General features: G+C 71.9%; 14 protein-coding genes and 1 pseudogene. 7 read left to right on the forward strand and 8 right to left on the reverse strand.

Annotated elements, in window-relative coordinates:
- Positions 1-42: 42 nt before the first annotated feature.
- The 5 genes from J3486_RS04000 to J3486_RS04020 are packed head-to-tail and all read left to right on the forward strand — an operon-like array spanning position 43 to position 4095.
- Positions 43-852 (forward strand): alpha/beta hydrolase, encoded by an 810-nt coding sequence (locus tag J3486_RS04000; RefSeq protein WP_207818504.1) that lies wholly within the window; start codon positions 43-45, stop codon positions 850-852.
- Positions 849-1655: an SDR family NAD(P)-dependent oxidoreductase gene (locus J3486_RS04005; RefSeq protein WP_207818505.1), complete on the forward strand. Its 807-nt coding sequence runs from the start codon at positions 849-851 to the stop codon at positions 1653-1655. Before J3486_RS04000 ends, J3486_RS04005 begins: the two co-directional genes overlap by 4 nt.
- Positions 1656-1715: 60 nt before the next feature.
- Positions 1716-2705, forward strand: coding sequence for an alpha/beta fold hydrolase (locus tag J3486_RS04010; RefSeq protein WP_207818506.1), 990 nt, complete (start codon positions 1716-1718; stop codon positions 2703-2705).
- A gap of 26 nt (positions 2706-2731) precedes the next feature.
- Positions 2732-3211 (forward strand): cupin domain-containing protein, encoded by a 480-nt coding sequence (locus tag J3486_RS04015; RefSeq protein ID WP_207818507.1) that lies wholly within the window; start codon positions 2732-2734, stop codon positions 3209-3211.
- 38 nt (positions 3212-3249) lie between these two features.
- Positions 3250-4095 (forward strand): alpha/beta fold hydrolase, encoded by an 846-nt coding sequence (locus tag J3486_RS04020; RefSeq protein WP_207818508.1) that lies wholly within the window; start codon positions 3250-3252, stop codon positions 4093-4095.
- 129 nt (positions 4096-4224) lie between these two features.
- On the opposite strand, the gene J3486_RS04025 is transcribed toward J3486_RS04020, so the two are convergent.
- The 3 genes and pseudogenes from J3486_RS04025 to J3486_RS43860 form a co-directional block, all read right to left on the reverse strand.
- Complete coding sequence (locus J3486_RS04025; protein ID WP_207818509.1) at positions 4225-6999, reverse strand: LuxR family transcriptional regulator; 2775 nt, start codon at positions 6997-6999, stop codon at positions 4225-4227.
- Between the two features lie 49 nt (positions 7000-7048).
- The gene (locus J3486_RS44880; protein WP_307804675.1) at positions 7049-9844 is read right to left on the reverse strand and encodes an AAA family ATPase; all 2796 of its coding nucleotides are present in this window, start codon (positions 9842-9844) and stop codon (positions 7049-7051) included.
- 246 nt (positions 9845-10090) lie between these two features.
- Positions 10091-10554: pseudogene (locus J3486_RS43860) on the reverse strand (type III effector protein); the annotation flags it as partial.
- 127 nt (positions 10555-10681) lie between these two features.
- Here J3486_RS43860 and J3486_RS04035 point away from each other — a divergent pair.
- Both J3486_RS04035 and J3486_RS04040 read left to right on the forward strand, forming a co-directional pair.
- Positions 10682-11113 carry an Hsp20/alpha crystallin family protein gene (locus tag J3486_RS04035; RefSeq protein WP_207818949.1) on the forward strand — a complete coding sequence of 144 codons (432 nt, stop codon included), beginning with the start codon at positions 10682-10684 and terminating at the stop codon, positions 11111-11113.
- 416 nt (positions 11114-11529) lie between these two features.
- A complete protein-coding gene (locus tag J3486_RS04040) occupies positions 11530-11967 on the forward strand; it encodes a DUF2267 domain-containing protein (protein WP_207818510.1) in 438 nt (145 codons plus the stop codon).
- Positions 11968-12065: 98 nt separating this feature from the next.
- Here the strand turns inward: J3486_RS04040 and J3486_RS04045 are convergent, their stop codons facing one another.
- From J3486_RS04045 to J3486_RS04065, 5 genes are read right to left on the reverse strand one after another with little or no spacing between them, the layout of a single operon-like run.
- Positions 12066-12716: a CoA transferase subunit B gene (locus tag J3486_RS04045; protein ID WP_207818511.1), complete on the reverse strand. Its 651-nt coding sequence runs from the start codon at positions 12714-12716 to the stop codon at positions 12066-12068.
- A complete protein-coding gene (locus J3486_RS04050) occupies positions 12716-13471 on the reverse strand; it encodes a CoA transferase subunit A (protein ID WP_207818512.1) in 756 nt (251 codons plus the stop codon). Before J3486_RS04050 ends, J3486_RS04045 begins: the two co-directional genes overlap by 1 nt.
- A 17-nt stretch (positions 13472-13488) precedes the next feature.
- A complete protein-coding gene (locus J3486_RS04055; RefSeq protein ID WP_207818513.1) occupies positions 13489-14277 on the reverse strand; it encodes an SDR family NAD(P)-dependent oxidoreductase in 789 nt (262 codons plus the stop codon).
- Positions 14274-15044 (reverse strand): SDR family NAD(P)-dependent oxidoreductase, encoded by a 771-nt coding sequence (locus J3486_RS04060; protein WP_207818514.1) that lies wholly within the window; start codon positions 15042-15044, stop codon positions 14274-14276. The genes J3486_RS04055 and J3486_RS04060 overlap by 4 nt, the downstream gene beginning before the upstream one ends.
- Positions 15041-16012, reverse strand: coding sequence for a fumarylacetoacetate hydrolase family protein (locus J3486_RS04065; protein ID WP_207818515.1), 972 nt, complete (start codon positions 16010-16012; stop codon positions 15041-15043). Before J3486_RS04065 ends, J3486_RS04060 begins: the two co-directional genes overlap by 4 nt.
- Positions 16013-16109 lie beyond the last annotated feature (97 nt).

Consider the following 16109-nt stretch of genomic DNA (forward strand, 5'->3'; position numbering starts at 1 on the left):
CGCACCTCCGCCGTGCCCGTCCCCGAGAAAGGCCGAGTGGCCATGAGCCGACCCGTCCCCGTCCTCTTCATCCACGGCCTGTGGCTGCACAGCACGTCCTGGCAGCCCTGGATCGACCTGTTCCGCAACGAGGGCTACGACCCGTCCGCGCCGGGCTGGCCCGGCGACCCCGACACCGTCGAGGAGGCACGGCACAACCCGGAGAGCATCGCCGACCACGGTATCGACGACGTCGTCGACCACTACGCGACGCTCATCAAGGGCATGGAGACGCCGCCGGTCCTCGTCGGCCATTCCTTCGGCGGGATGATCGCGCAGAAGCTCCTCGGCCAGGACCTGGCAGCGGCCGCCGTCGCGATCGACGCCGCCCAGATCAAGGGAGTTCTGCCACTGCCGCTGTCCGCGCTGCGGTCGACGCTGCCGGTGTTCAAGAATCCGGCGAACAAGCACCGCGCGGTGTCCCTGACCGCCGAGCAGTTCCGCTTCGCGTTCGGCAACGCCCTGACCGAGAAGGAGTCCGACGCACTGTACGAGCAGTGGACCATTCCCGCGCCGGGCAAGCCGCTGTTCGAAGCCGCAGCGGCGAACTTCAGCCCCTCCTCGCCGGCCAAGGTCGACACCGCGAACTCCGGGCGCGGTCCACTGCTGTTGATGTCCGGCGGCAAGGACCACACCGTGCCGGAGTCCGTCACCCGCGCCACGCAGAAGCAGTACCGGCACTCCGAGGCCGTCACCGAGTTCCTGGCCTTCCCCGACCGCGGGCACTCGCTGACCATCGACAGCGGCTGGCGCGAGGTGGCGGACGCGGCGCTGGCCTGGCTGCGGCAGCAGGGTCTGGAGGCGCAGCGGTGACCGGCAACGCCTTCGACCTCGGCCTGGCCGGGCAGAGCGCCGTCGTCACCGGCGCCGGCCGGGGCATCGGCCTTGCGGTCACCGAGGGCCTCCTGGCAGCCGGCGCCCGTGTGGTCGCCGGGACCAGGACCCGTAGCGAGGCACTCGACGACCTGATCAAGCAGGGCGCCGAACTGACCGTCGTGGAGGTCGACCTGGCCACCCCCGACGGGCCGGCCACGCTCGTCGCCGCCGCGGCCGAACTGCACGGCGGGCTCGATGTCCTGGTCAACAACGTCGGTGCGGTGCGACCGCGGGTCGACGGATTCCTGGCCACTACGGACGCGGACTGGGACTGGACGTTCACGATGAACGTCATGGCGGCCGTCCGCGCCACCCGCAGCGCGCTGCCGCACCTGATCGCCACCGGGGACGGCCGCATCGTCACCGTCTCCTCGGTCAACGCCCGACTGCCCGACCCGCTGGTCATCGACTACGGCGCCGCCAAAGCAGCCCTGACCAACTTCTGCAAGGCACTGTCCAAGCAGGTGGGACCGCAGGGCGTACGCGTCAACTCGGTGAGTCCCGGCCCGGTCGAGACCTCGCTGTGGAGGGGCGCCGACGGTGTGGCCGTGGCGGTCGGGGCGAGCCTGGGCGTGGCCCCGAGCGCCGTCGCGGAGACCGCCGCGGCCGAAGCGGTCACCGGCCGCTTCACTCGGCCTTCCGAAGTGGCCGATCTGGTCCTGTTCCTGGCCGGCCGGTGTTCCGGCAACGTCACCGGCTCCGACTTCGTCATCGACGGCGGCATGACCGACGCCCTGTGAACCAGCCCCTGACTGGGGCTGTCGCCACTCCGTCACCACCCCCTCACCTCGGAGAACCGGTTGAGATTTCACCTGCCCAAGAGCCGCCGACTGCGGGGCCTCGCCCTGGCCGCGCTCCTCGCCCTCGGCACCGCCACGTTCAGCGCGGCCCCGGCGGCCCCCGCGTCGGCCTCGTCCGCCGGCGAGCGGTTGCCCGCGGGGTTCAGCGAGCACAAGACCCGCGCCGCCGGCATCGGCCTCCACTACGTCGTCGGAGGGCACGGACCGACGCTGATGCTGCTTCACGGATACCCGCAGACCTGGTACGAGTGGCACGACATCATGCCCGCCTTGGCGGAGCACTACACGGTCATCGCCCCCGACCTGCCCGGCGCCGGGCAGAGCGACGCCCCGCGCTCCGGCTACGACAAGAAGACGATGGCCGCCGAACTGCACGCCCTGCTGGTGTCGCTCGGCAAGGACAGCGACGTACGGATCGTCGGCCACGACATCGGCACGATGGTCGCCTACTCCTACGCCGCCCAGTACCCGGCCACCGTGAAGAAGCTCGTCCTGAGCGAGGCCCCGATCCCGGACCGCGGCATCTACAAGATCCCCTCACTGACCGAGAAGGGGCCCGGGGTGTGGAACTTCGGGTTCTTCAACCTGGCCAGCGGCCTGCCGGAAGACATGATCAAGGGCCGCGAGGTCGCCTGGACCGCCGGATTCATCGGCGGGTTCGAGGGCGTCCCCGGCGCGGTGAGCCCGGCCGACATCCGCGTGTACGCCCACTACCTGCGCGACCCCGCGCACATGAGGGCGAGCCTGGCCTGGTTCCGCGTGTTCCCGCAGGACATCAGCGACAACGAGCAGTTCCGGAAGACGCCCCTGCCGATGCCGGTGCTCGCCATCGGCGCCTCGGGCAGCCTCGGCGAGAGCGTGGGCGAGCAGGTCGAGGAGTACGCCTCCGACGTCACCCCGGCCACCGTCCCGGACTCCGGCCACTGGATCTATGAGGAGCACCCCCAGGAGCTGACCGCCGCCCTGCTCGCCTTCCTCGGCCGGTCCTGACCCGCCCCACCGCCCCAGGAGCTGTGATGATCAAAGAGTTTCCCTCCTTCGAAGCGACCCCGGAGCGTGAGCCGTTCTGGTTCCTCGGCGGGCAGGCCAGGATCCTGCTTCCGGGCTCCGCGACCGGCAACGCCGTGAGCCTGATGGAGTTCTCGGACCCGAGCGGCCACGCACCGCCCCTGCACGCGCACGAGAACGAGGAAGAACTGTGGTTCGTCCTCGACGGTGAGGTGTCGTTCTTCGTCGGCAACGAGCGCCACGATCTGACACCCGGACAGGTCGCCCACGGCCCGCGCGGTGTGCCGCACAGCTACCTCGTCCGCTCCGCCGAGGGCGCCCGGATCGCCGTCGTCTTCAGCCCGGCCCGCATCGAGGAGTGGTTCAGGGCCAACGGGACCCCGGTCGCCGAGGCCGGGGACCTGCCGCCGGCTTTCGACCTGGCGGCTGTCGTGGCCTCGGCCGAGGCCTTCCGCCTGCGCGTCACCGGTCCGCCGCCCGCCCTGTGACCCGCAACCCGGACCTCACGTCCCCGAAGTAGAGCGACATGACCGACATCGCGCCCGCTGCGTCCGGCCGGGCCCTGTCACGCCGCAAAGGCGTCACCATCGCCGCGCTCGTGGCCGCGCTGGTCGCCGTCCCGGCAAGCACCATGGCTGCCCCCGGCACGTCGGGCACCACCGCCACCCACACGGTCAAGCCGACGGTCGTCCTGGTGCACGGCGCCTTCGCCGACTCGTCGAGTTGGAACGGCGTCGTGGCACGGCTGGAACACGAGGGCTATCCGGTCGTGGGCGTGGCGAACCCGCTGCGCGACCTGGCCGGTGACTCCGCCTACCTGTCCAGCGTCCTGGACACCGTCCCCGGGCCGGTCGTCCTGGTTGGGCACTCCTACGGCGGCGCCGTGATCACCGACGCGGCGGCGGGCCACGCCAACGTCAAGGCCCTGGTCTACGTCGCGGCCTTCGCGCCCGACGAGGGCGAGAGCGCCCTGGAGATCACGGGCGGCCATCCCGGCAGCCAACTGCCGTCGGCGCTCGTGGTGCGGACGTTCCCCGGCGGACAGGAAGCCTCCATAGACCCTGCGTCCTTCCGACGAGTCTTCGCCGGGGACGTGTCGTCCCGCGAGGCCCGCCTCATGGCGGCCGCGCAACGCCCGGTCGCCCTGGCCGCCTTGGGCGCGCCCAGCAGCGCACCGGCGTGGCGGTCCATACCGTCCTGGTATCTGGTCGCGGGCGCCGACCGGGCCATCCCGCCGGCGGCCGAGCAGGCCATGGCCCGGCGCGCCCACGCGCACACCGTCACGGTCCCGGGCGCCTCGCACGCCGTGGCGGTCTCGCACCCCCGGGCCGTCGCGGACCTCATCGAGGCGGCCGCGCGGGCCACCGACTGACCGGACGCGCCTCACTGGGCGGGACCACGCGACCACGCGTGGTCCCGCTTCTCCATGGTGTTCGGTTCGCTGTCGTCCCGTTCCGCGTCGTTCCGTTCTGCCCACGCCCCTGAGGGCTCTGGGCGAGGCTCACCCTTCTTCGCCCAGCACTGAGCGCAGCCGCCGCCGCGAGGTGATGTCCAGCTTCCGGAACACCTTGTTGAGGTGGTACTCGACAGTCGAGCGCGTGATGAACAACCGCGCCGCGATCTCGGCGTTCGTCGACCCCGCGGCAGCCAGCCCGGCGATCCGCCGCTCCTGGGGCGTCAGTTCGTGCGCGGAGCGCGGGGCCCGTTTCCGGGTGCGCTCGCCGGTGGCGAGCAACTCGACGCGCGCACGCTCGGCGAAGGCCGCCGCGCCCATGCGTGAGAACATCTCATGCGCGGTGCGCAGTTCGACACGGGCGTCCGCGCGACGCCTGCGCCGGCGCAGCCATTCACCGTGCAGCAGGTGCGTCCGCGCCAGGTCTGTTCGCGCCCGCGTGCGACCGAGCAGGTCCACGGACTGCGTGAAGAAGACCTCTGCCTGGCCGTCGTCGGCCATCAGCGCCCGGCACCGGGCCAGCAACCCCAGAGCCCAGGGCGTGCCGGCCAGCGGCGCGCGCTCCTCCAACCGCCCCAGGGCCTCCTTCGCCTTGGCGTGGTCGCCGGACCGCACCGAGGCCTCCACGAGGTCCGGCAGCGCGCGGCACACGGCTCCGGCGTTGTCGTTGGCGAAAGCCACCTCGGCGTGGGCTGCGGCTTCCGCGTAGCGTCCGAGGCTGAGGTCCAGCACGGTCAGGCAGTTGCGGGCCCAGTCGGCCAGACCGCCGTGCGCATGACGTGTCGCCAGGTCGCGGACGAGCGCGTTCGCCGCGGACCGGGCCTCCGTCTCCTGGCCCCTCCACGCCAGGAGCTCCACCTGGAACGCCGGGCCCGACGGCTGCCCTATGACGGTCGCGAGTTCCTGGGACTCGTCCAGGCAGGCAGCGGCCGCTGCGAACCGGCCGGCCCGCAGCTCCCAGGTGGATCGGACCAGCAGCGTGGACCGCAGCGCCCCCAATGCGCCGATGCGGCGCTCGTGTTCCTCGAGGAACCTGGCGGCCTCGTCGCCGGCGGTGTCGTCCCAGATCTCCTCGGCGGCGTAGAGGGCGAGAGTCGCCAGGCGTACGCCGTGTTCGCGCACGTCGCTTTCCCGGCCCATGGGGGCGAGCGCCGCCCGGAGCACGGGGACCGCCGGCGGGTAGCCACGGTGCAGCCGTAGGGCGAAGCCCTGAAGGAGCAGGTCGGCACCGGCGGGCGGCGCCGACCGCAGGGCCGGCGAGGCCAGGACCGCCGCCGCGAACTCCTTGAGTACGAGCGGGTCGTGGTCGCTGCACAAGGCCGCCAGAAGGCCTTCCCGCAGCATCGAGCGGGACAGGGCGGGGTCGGTTCCGGCAACGGTGCCGGCTGCCGCCATGAGCTGCGACAGGACACCTCCGATGCGCTCGAAGTAGATGTCGGTCGTCGCCCTGGTGTGCAGCGCACGGGCCTGAAGTATCGGGTCGCCGGAGACGAGGAGCGGTTCGGCCCGCTCGAGCATGGCCTGCGCCGCGGTCGGGTCCCCGAGAACGAGGTGCGCCCTGGCCGCGTCGACGAGCCGGACCGCCCGATCCGTGACCGACAGTTCAGCCGCACGGGCCAGGAACGCGGCGCGCGCGGCATAACCGCCCCGGGCCCCCGCCAGTTCCGAAGCCGCGTCGAGTTCGTCGGCCACCGCCTCGTCCAGCCCGATCGTCGCCTCCGCCCGGTGCCAGGCCCGGCGTTCGGGCAACCGGAGCCGATCGCTGGCCGCGGCGAGCGCCGCGTGGACCCGGCGGCGCTCGCCGGCGTCGGCACCGCTGTACACGGCGGACCGGATGAGCGGGTGACGGAACTCGATGCGTCGGCCGTGCGTGAGGACGCCGGCCGATATCGCCGCGTCCGCGGCCGTGGCGGGGACGCCCAACTCTCCTGCGGCGCACCACAGGAGCAGAGCGTTCTCCGGTGGCGCGGCCGACAGCAGCAACAGGAAGGACCGGGTCTCGTCGGGAAGCCCCTGGACCAGTCGCCCGAAATGCGTTTCCAACCTGGCCCCGACCGGAAGCGGTTCGCGCAACGGCGCCGTTCCGGCCAGGTGCGCCGGGCTGAGCGCGTCGACGCTCTCGATCAACGCCAGCGGGTTCCCGCCGGTGTCGGCGACGATGCGCGAGGACACCGCGGGATCCAGTCGCCCGGCGACGTTCCGCCCGAGCAACTCGTGCGCGTCGGCGTCGGCCAGTCCGCGCACCGGCAGCACCACGAGTCCTTCGAACGCCCCGGGCCCCGGCATGTCCGCACGGCCGGCGACGACGAGACCGACGGCCTCGGCGCCGAGCCGGCGGCCGACGAACGCCAGCGCGTCGTGCGACTCGCGGTCGAGCCACTGCACGTCGTCGACCAGGCACAGCAGGGGCTGCTCCGAAGCCGCGTCCGCCAGAAGCGTCAAGGACGCCATGCCGACGAGGTAGCGGTCGGCGGGCGGCCCGGAGAGGAGTCCGAAAGCCGAGGCGAGGGCCTCGTACTGCGGAGGCGGCAAGGCGTCGAGACGGCTCAGGAACGGTCGCAGCAGGCGGTGCAGCGCCGCGAAGCCGAGTTGTGCCTCGGACTCGACGCCCGCGGTGCGCACCACGACCAGGTCCGTGGCGATCCCTGCCATATGGTCCAGGAGGCTGGTCTTGCCGATGCCTGCTTCGCCGACGAGGACCAGCGCCGCACTCATGCCGTCGCGTACACCGTCCAACAGGGCGGTCAGGGCCCGCAGTTCTTCATGTCGACCGGTGAGCGGCAGCTGTCGGCGCCGGGCGTCGACAGGGAGGTGTCCAGCCATGCTTCCCAGCGAATCACCCGGCCCCCCGGGGGGTCCCTAGGGACGAACCCTAGTCCGGTCGTCCAGGCGTGCGGAGCTGCTGATTCCGCAGTGCGTCCGCCAGTCGACGCCGCGACGATATGCCCAGTTTGGCGTAGATGTTGGACAGGTGGTACTCCACCGTCTTCTGGCTGATGTAGAGCTCTGCCGCGGCCTCCTGGTTCGTCCGCCCGCCGGCGACGAGATGGGCCACCGACAACTCCCGCTCGGTCAGCGCCGGTACGCGGCTGCGGACCGGCGCGGAGGCGGTGAGCCCGATCGCCGCCAGGTCCGCGTCGCAGCGCTCCAGGAACGGTGCGGCCCGCAGCGCGCCGAACCGGTCGTGAGCCGACTTGAACCATCGCGCGGCCTCCCGTCGCGAACCGGAACTCGTCGCCACCAGAAGCTTGCCGTAACTGTGCTCCAGCATCGCGCGGAACAGGGGAGCGGTGTCACCGTCCTCGTCCGGCGTCCCGGTGGCGGCGTTCGCGTAGATCTCCAGGGCGTCCCGCGGGCGGCCCCGGGCTTCGGCCAGCCGGCCGCTGAGCCACGCGAGGACGACCCGCATGTACCCGGTGCCGTCATAGCCCGCACGAAGGTCGTCCAGCGCGAGGGCCGCGGCAACCAACTGCCCCGTTCCCGTCAGCGCTTCGACGAGCAGCGACTGCTGCCACAGCCAGAAGGGTTTGAACCGAAGGCGGATCCGCTCGTCGCGGCCGGCGGTCCCACGGTCGATCAATGGTTCCAGCGCCCCCAGTACGGCCGTGTGGTCGGCGCGGGCCTGTGCCAGCATCGCGTGGGCCAGCGCGGCGTAGACAGTCTCCGTGGGCGGCGACCCCAGTGCCTCGGTGACCCGGGACAGGGTGTCCGCATGGCCCTGCGCGGCCTCCCACTGCCCGCGGCCGGCCTCGACGCACACGGTCGCGAACCAGGCGGGCGCGTCACCGAGTACGTGGTCCTGGATCGCGGCGATCGCCAGCGCCCGCTCCGCCGCGGACTCGCTTGCGTTCCAGTCGCCCGCCAGATACTCGAGGACCGCCAGCAACGACAGGGAAAGATGGCTGAGTTTCGACCCCGCGCCCTGCTGGTCGCGACGGGCGACCGTCGCCAGATCGGCGCGCGCCGCGGGAAGCCGGCCCAGGAACAGATGCATGACTCCGCGTGTGGCCAGTGTGTCCAGTTGGTGGTCCGCCGCCTCTGCGGCCACGGTGGGCAGATGCGTCAGGTCCCGCAGCGCGGCGCGCGGCCCCTGGTCCCACATGCGGCCGGTCGCGAGCACCGCGCGGGTGAAGTCGGACGTGGCGGGGTCGAGATCCCCGACGGCCAGCGTCTTGCCGGCGATGTCCACGGTCTCGGCGCCACGGCTGTGCCGGATCGTGACGACGGTGAGGAACGTCCCCGCCAGGACGGCGGTCCAGCCGGAGTCCGGGTCGGCGAGTGCCTGTTGCCAGGCCTCGGTGAGCCGGGCCTCGGCGGCGACGAAGCGGCCGTCCAGCAGGTCCATGACACCGAGAATGCAGGTACGCAGGGTTCCCGGCGCACAGTCCTCGACCTGTGACCTCAACTTCACGGCCGTCACGGGCTGCAGTGTGAGCAGCGACTGGGCGCAGGCGGTCAGCAGCCGCCGTTCCCGGTCCGCGCGGTCGTCGGACAACGACGAGGCCCACAGCAACCGCGTGGCCGCCAGGGCATTGCGGCCGGCGACGGCCTCGCCCCGCGCGGACTGCTCCAGCTCTGCGGCCAGGCCTGCATCGGCGGAGGTGGCCGCGGCGACGCGGTGGGCCCAGGCCGCGGCCGTGCCGACCACACCGGCAGCGGCGGCGTGCAGGGCGCGGCGCCGTTCCGGGGCGATCGCGTCGTAGATGGCGTCCCGCTGGAGCGCGTGCACCAGGGCGACAGGGCTCTCGGATTCGGCCGGCCACCATCGTGCGAGCCCGGCCGCCAGCGCAGGCCCGACCGCGCGGGTCGGGTCCGCGAGCGCGGCGATCTGCCCGACGGTCACGAGGGGCAGCCGGGTGTCCAGCACCGCCATCGCTTCGAGGAGGGCCACGGAATCCGGCGGGATCTGCTCCAGCAGGGACGTGATGCCGATCCGGAGCGTCCGGGCGATCGGCCACCGCTGCGCCTCGTCGTCCTGAAGCGTCGAAACCGGGACCTCTGCCAGAACCGTCCGCAGATAGAGGGGATGCCCCTTGGTGTACGTGTGCAGGCGCTCGACCAGGCCCGGTGCCGGACGTACATCGAGCATCCGACGGGCCATCTGCGCCACGTCGTCCTCGTCGAGCCCACCGATCTCCATCCGCACCGCGCGGTCCAGGGACCGGGTCAGCCGGTCGAGGGTCTGATGCGTGCGCTCGGCATGCGACCGGGTCAACAGGACCGTCAGCACCCGGTCCGCCCAGAGCCGCCGAAGCGCGAAGCTCAACGCCTGCAGCGACAACGGATCGGCCCAGTGCGCGTCGTCGACGACGACGGCTACCGGCCCCCCGGCCTCCTGCAGCGCCCCGAGCAGCAACAGCAACTGACCGCCGACGGCATGCGGTGACACTCCGACCGGTCCGTCGTGCGCCAGCAGCGGGAACTCGGCCACCACCGCGCGGTCCAGACGCCGCATCAGTTGGCTGACGACACCACCAGGAAGGTCGGTCTCCAACGGATCACCGGTCGCCCACAGGACCGTGAAGTCCCCCAAGGAGGCCGCCAGCCGACGCGCGAGAGCGCTCTTGCCGATCCCGGCCTCGCCCTCGACGACCGCCAACCAGGCCTCACCGTCGCGCGCCTTGGCCGCGCACGCCGAGAGCTGATCGACCTCACGAAGACGCCCCACGAAAACCTCGCCGTGAGGATCCTCAGCCGCACCCGCCGTACCGCTGGCCACACTCACGGTTCGGTCCCCCCGAATACGCTGGTCGACGCCAGCGAAATCATACTGATGATGCCGTCTCGGCGCGGGTGCGCGGAGTGGTCCGGCCGTGATGGTGGGACGCGTTGTCGGCCCCCAGGAGCAGGACCGCGGCTGTTCCTGCGCCGGGCACCGGTTCCACGCCGTCTCCCTACTGCGGCTGGAGCCGGGTCACCGGCCGGGTGGGTTCGGGGGCGGTGTGAGAGCGTCGAGTTGTTCAGCGAACTCGGGGTGGGCATCGGCCAGGTAAGGGCGAGCGGCGTGGAGGGGGCGGATCAGCTCGGTGGGGTCGTCATGAGCGAGGGCCGTGTGGAGCTGGGTGAGCGGGAGGCCGGCTGGAGCGGGCAGGTCGGTGAGGGCGGTGAGCTAACCGGCGATGCGACGCAGGGCCGCTGCGTGCCGGCGGGCCCAGGCGGCGGTGGTGCGTTCGGTGGCGCGGCGTTCGCGGGTGGCCTGTACACGTTGTTCGCCGGTGGTGCCGGTGGTGCCGGCGGGGCCGGGGCGGCCGCGCAGCTAGCGGCGTTCGGCAGCCTGGCGGCTGGCCACGCGGAGGGGCCGGCGAGGTCGGCCCAGCTGGCCCCCGCGTCGCGGGCGGACTCGATCAGGCCGGTCTCCCCACCGGCGAGTTGCTCCCGCGGCACCGTCCTCCATCGTCATCACTTGGACGACATCGAGATTGTCATCCATTGGATGACATGCTACAACGGTGTCCGTGAAGCGCATTGGCAGTCACTGACTGAACCTGCTGGAGGTGTGTTCGCCATGTTGATGCGCACTGACCCCTTCCGTGAGCTGGACCGCCTGGCGCAGCAGCTGATGGCCCCGGGCGCCTGGTCCCGCCCGTCGATGATGTCGATGGACGCCTACCGCGAGGGCGACACGTACGTGGTGGCCTTCGACCTTCCGGGTGTGGTCGCGGATGCGATTGACATCGACGTCGAGCGGAACATGCTCACCGTCAGGGCCGAGCGGCGGCCGGTGACGCAGGGCGACGACGTGCAGATGGAGCTGTCCGAGCGGCCGCTGGGTGAGTTCTCCCGCCAGGTCGTGCTCGCCGACACCCTCGACACCGAGCAGATCCAGGCCGACTACGACGCGGGCGTGCTCACCCTGCGCATCCCGATCGCCGAGCGTGCCAAGCCCCGCAAGGTTTCCGTCGGCGTTGGATCCGGTCCCAAAGAGATCTCCGGCTGACAACGGCGTGACAGGTGCGGAGGGCGGGCACCTGACTTCCTTCACCCGCCTTCCGCATCCCTGTGGGCAGTCCGGACCAGCAGGGGCGGCGAGCGCAGCACGGCGGAGGACGTCGAGCGTGCCTGCCGAAGTAGTTCGCCCCCCCGCCCTGCCGGACCTGCTGCCGAGCGTCGATTCGTAGCCCCCCAGCGGTTCATCCGCGCGGCCGCCACATGGATCGAAAGCGCCACCGAGCGGACCGCGGCCCAGGGCATCAGCGCCGTGCTGCCCAAGGTGCCGACCACGAGGAACTAGGCGGTCAGCTCCGGCACCGGCTCCTGTGGGGTCCGGCCTTCGCTTCGGCGGCCCCACCTCACTTGACCGCCCCGTACCCCAGTGCCCGTACACCGGCCAGAACAAGAAAGGCAACCACCCCAGTGATCTCCGACCGGCACGCACCGCACCAGCAGCCGTACGGGACGGCATACGAGCACATGCTGGAGAAGATCCGGTACGACGGCGCATATCCCACCCGCGAGAGGGCCGACGAAGCCGCCCGCCTGGTCCTCGCCGGACTGGGGCGCCAGCTGACCGGCGAGGAACGCGTCGACCTCGCGGCGAGTCTGCCCCTGGAAGCCGCACGCGTGCTCACTGCGCAGATCCCCGCCCTCCAGCCGCTGACCGGCTGGGCCTTCGTCAAGGATCTTGCCACCCGGACCGGGGCCTCCCTGGCCACTACCCGCTGGGACGCGGGATCGGTCTTCGCTGCCGTCGCCGCCTACGCCGGTCCCGACCTGATCACCCGCATCCTGCACCAACTCCCCACCGGTTACGCCCTGTTGTTCGGTCGCGCCGAACTCGCCCCTGCCGCGTAGCGGGTGGCGTGCCGGTTCCGTAACACCATGACGGCGGAAGCGGTGATCGAGGGCGTCCGGCACAGCGACGCGGTGACGTGGTCCTTGGACCTCTTGCTTCAGCAGGAGGACGTCCGGCCGTCCAGGCGCAAGGGAGCACCGGTGCGGGCCGTGATCTCCTCCCGGGTGACCTCCGGTGCCGTCTCGACCAGGGCGAGGCCGTCGTCGGTGACGTCCAGGACGCCGAGGTCGGTGACGATCCGGTGGACGCAGCGCTCGCCGGTGAGCGGGAGAGTGCACTCGTCGAGGATCTTCGGGCTGCCGTCCTTCGCGGTGTGGTCCATCAGCACGATGACGCGCCGGGCGCCGTGGACGAGGTCCATGGCGCCGCCCATGCCCTTGACCATCTTGCCGGGGATCATCCAGTTGGCCAGGTCGCCCCGGGCGGAGACCTGCATCGCGCCGAGGACGGCGGTGTCGATGTGGCCGCCTCGGATCATGCCGAAGGAGAGCGAGGAGTCGAAGAAGCTCGCGCCGGGCAGCACGGTCACGGTCTCCTTGCCCGCGTTGATGAGGTCCGGGTCGACCTCGTGCTCGTACGGATAAGGGCCGGTGCCCAGGATGCCGTTCTCGGAGTGGAGGACGACGTGCACGCCGGGCGGGAGATGCCCGGGGATGAGGGTCGGCAGGCCGATACCGAGGTTGACGTAGGAGCCGTGGTCAAGTTCGGCGGCGGCGCGGGCGGCCATCTGGTCGCGGGTCCAGGGCATCAGGAACGTACCGTCCTCTTCTCGATGTGCTTGTCCGCGGCCTCATCCGCGCCGAGGGCCACGACCCGCTGGACGTAGATGCCGGGCAGGTGGATCGTGTCCGGGGCCAGTTCGCCCGGCTCGACCAGCTCCTCGACCTCGGCGATCGTCACCTTGCCGGCCATGGCGGCCAGCGGGTTGAAGTTGGCGGCGGCGCGCCGGAAGACGAGGTTGCCGTGGCGGTCACCGCGCCAGGCGCGGACGAGGGCGTAGTCGGTGGTGATGCCGTGCTCCAGGACGTGCGGGCGGCCGTGGAACTCGCGCGTCTCCTTCGGCGGGGAGGCCACGGCGACCGTGCCGTCGGGGGCGTAGCGCCAGGGCAGACCGCCGCGCGCGACCTGGGTGCCCACGCCGGCCGGCGTGTAGAAGGCGGGAATGCCACAGCCGCCCGCGCGCAGCCGTTCGGCGAGCGTGCCCTGTGGGGTGAGTTCGACCTCCAGTTCACCGGCGAGGTACTGGCGGGCGAACTCCTTGTTCTCGCCCACGTAGGAGCCGGTGACGCGGGCGATCCGTCCCGCGGACAGCAGTACGCCGAGACCGTGGTCGTCGACGCCGCAGTTGTTGGAGACGACCTTCAGGTCGGTCGCCCCCTGGGTGTGGAGGGCGTCGATGAGGACGGCGGGGATGCCGGAGAGACCGAAGCCGCCGACGGCCAGGGAGGCCCCGTCGGGGATGTCGGCGACCGCCTCGGCGGCACCGGCGATGACTTTGTCCACGGTGGTGCGAGATCCTTTCAGGGGAGCGGGTGGGGCGGGCCGGGCAGGACCGTCGACCAGCCGCCGTCGACGACGAGGTTGTGGCCGGTGATGTACGCGGCGTCGTCGGAGGCGAGGAAGAGGGCGGCCGGGACGACGTCGTCGGGCGAGCCGATCCGGCCGAGCGGGATGTGGTCGGCGGCGGCGCGCAGGGGGTGGTCCTCGGCGAGGAGGTCGCCGCGGGATCCTTCGGTGTCGATCATGCCGGGGCTGACACAGTTGGCACGGATGCCGAACGGGGCGCCCTCGGCGGCCAGCTGGCGGGTGAGCGCGATGACGGCGCCCTTGGACGCGGAGTGGGCGGTCCGGCGGTTGCTCAGCGAGCCGGTCAGGCCCGCGGTCGAGCCGACGGTCACGATGGTGCCGCGGCTGCGCTTGAGGTGCGGCCAGGCGAGATGGGCTGCGAGCCACACCGAGTCCAGTTCGGCGCGCAGCGTGAACGCGAAGTCCGCGTAGGGCTGGGTGTCAACGGCGCCGAAGCGGACGGCTCCCGCGTTGGCGTAGAGGATGTCGACCCCGCCGAAGGCGGCCACGGCTTCCTCGACCCAGGCCCGCACGGAGCTCTCGTCCGTCGCGTCGAGGGGGGCCGGAGTGAGGGCGACGCCGCCCGCACGACCGATCAACCGCTGTGTCTCCAGGGCCTGTTCGTGCAGCAGGTCGCCACCGACGACCAGCGCGCCTTCGGCCGCGAACCGCAGCGCCGCCGCTCGGCCCTGGCCGCGGGCCGTCCCGGAGATGAGAGCGACCTTGCCCTCCAGACGCTTCATGACCGCACTCCCGGCCGTATCGCTCCCGCTTGCAGGGCGTCGGAGATCGACTTGGCGCCGCCGTGGGCGGTGAAGCCGCCGTCGACCGGGATCTCGGCGCCCGTGATGAAGGAAGCGCCGTCCGACAGCAGGAACGTGACCAGCGGGGTGATCTCGTCGACCGTGCCGGTGCGGCCGAGCGGTGTCTCGCGGATGTTGGACTCCCTGAAGGCGGGGGCGGCCGAGGCCGTCATCTCGGTCTCGATGAAGCCGGGATGGATGGTGTTGACGCGGATGCCGCGCGGCCCGAGTTCGAGCGCCGCCGTCTTCGACAGGCCGCGCAGCGCCCACTTGCTGGCCGTGTACGCGACCGGGTAGTGCGCGGTGAGCGCGGCCGACGAGCCGACGTTGACGATCGAGGCGCCGGGCGGCATCAGCGGGGTGAGGTGCTGGATGCCGAGCAGCGGGCCCGTGACGTTGACGGCGTGGACGCGCGCGAAGTCGTCGGCGCGCACCTCGTCGAGGCGGGCGCGCCAGGTGATGCCCGCGTTGTTGACCAGACCGTGGATCTGCCCGTACGAATCCCGCAGTTCGGCGGCGAGCCCGGCCCACTGTGCCTCGTCGGTGACGTCGAGCGGACGGATGCCGGGCCCCTCGGTGACATCGGTGGCGATGACGCGGGCGCCCTCCCTGGTGAGGGCCGTTGCTTCAGCGGCGCCCTGGCCGCGGGCCGCGCCGGTGACGACCACGACCTTGCCGAGGAGCCGCTTGGGGTACAGGTCGCTCACGGCCGCTCCCGGGAACGACGACGGCCGCTGGGCAGGGAGACCGGGGTGGCGCCGCGAGTGATGGTGTTGGTGAGCGTGCCGATGCCCTCCACCGTGAGGGTGACCGTGTCGCCGGGCTTCAGCGGCGGCGGGGTCTGTTCGCCGCGCAGGCCCCACAGCTCGGCGAGACAGCCGCCGTTGCCGCAGGTGCCGGAGCCGAGGATGTCGCCGGGCACGACACGGGTGCCGCGCGAGGCGTAGGAGACCATCTCCTCGAAGGTCCAACTCATGTTGGACAGAAGGTCTTTGCCGACGACGTGGCCGTTGATCTCGGCGGTCAGGGCCAGACGCAGGAAGCCGTCGGCGTCGCGGTACGGGTCGAGTTCGTCGGCGGTGACCAGGTACGGGCCGAGCGTGGTGGCGGTGTCCTTGCCCTTGCAGGGGCCGAGGCCGACCCTCATCTCGGCGGACTGGAGGTCGCGGGCCGACCAGTCGTTGAAGACCGTGTAGCCGACGATGTGGTCGCGGGCCTGCTCGGGGGTGAGGTCGTGGCCCTCGCGGCCGATGACGGCGGCGACTTCGAGCTCGTAGTCGAGAACGGCGGAGCCCGGCGGCATCGGGATGGCGTCGCCGTCGCCGTAGACCGCGTGCGGGTTGGTGAAGTAGAAGGTAGGAGCCGCGTACCACTGCTCGGGTACGCCGCTGACGCCGTCGACGGAGCGGCGCACGCCCTCCACGTGTTCCTCGAAGGTGACGAAGTCCCGCACGGAGGACGGCTGGAGCGGCGGCTGCAGCCGTACCTCGGAGACGTGCGGACCGGCCGGTGCGTCGAGAGCGGCGACGCCCGCGTCGAGGAGGGCGGGCAGTCCGCCGCCGGAGCGCACCAACTCGGTGAGGGACGTGGTGCCGGGCAGCGGGTGGAGCGTGCCGTCCTGTTTGATGACGGCGACACGGGTGCGGTGCTGGTGTTCGTAGGTGGCGAAGCGCATACGGGGTACTCCTGGCGCAGGCAGGGACCGGGGGCGCGGCCGGCGGAGTCAGGGCATGGACAGGGCCGCCGCGCCCCCGGAACTCGGGGCGGAGCCG

It is taken from the genome of Streptomyces sp. VRA16 Mangrove soil (assembly GCF_017377775.1).
Taxonomy (GTDB): Bacteria; Actinomycetota; Actinomycetes; order Streptomycetales; family Streptomycetaceae; genus Streptomyces.

Coding starts and splice junctions, on each gene's coding strand:
- J3486_RS04000 (WP_207818504.1), top strand. CDS start 43: ATGAGCCGACCCGTCCCCGTCCTCTTCATCCACGGCCTGTGGCTGCAC.
- J3486_RS04015 (WP_207818507.1), top strand. CDS start 2,732: ATGATCAAAGAGTTTCCCTCCTTCGAAGCGACCCCGGAGCGTGAGCCG.
- J3486_RS04020 (WP_207818508.1), top strand. CDS start 3,250: ATGACCGACATCGCGCCCGCTGCGTCCGGCCGGGCCCTGTCACGCCGC.
- J3486_RS04025 (WP_207818509.1), bottom strand. CDS start 6,999: ATGGCTGGACACCTCCCTGTCGACGCCCGGCGCCGACAGCTGCCGCTC.
- J3486_RS04035 (WP_207818949.1), top strand. CDS start 10,682: ATGTTGATGCGCACTGACCCCTTCCGTGAGCTGGACCGCCTGGCGCAG.
- J3486_RS04045 (WP_207818511.1), bottom strand. CDS start 12,716: ATGCCCTGGACCCGCGACCAGATGGCCGCCCGCGCCGCCGCCGAACTT.
- J3486_RS04055 (WP_207818513.1), bottom strand. CDS start 14,277: ATGAAGCGTCTGGAGGGCAAGGTCGCTCTCATCTCCGGGACGGCCCGC.
- J3486_RS04065 (WP_207818515.1), bottom strand. CDS start 16,012: ATGCGCTTCGCCACCTACGAACACCAGCACCGCACCCGTGTCGCCGTC.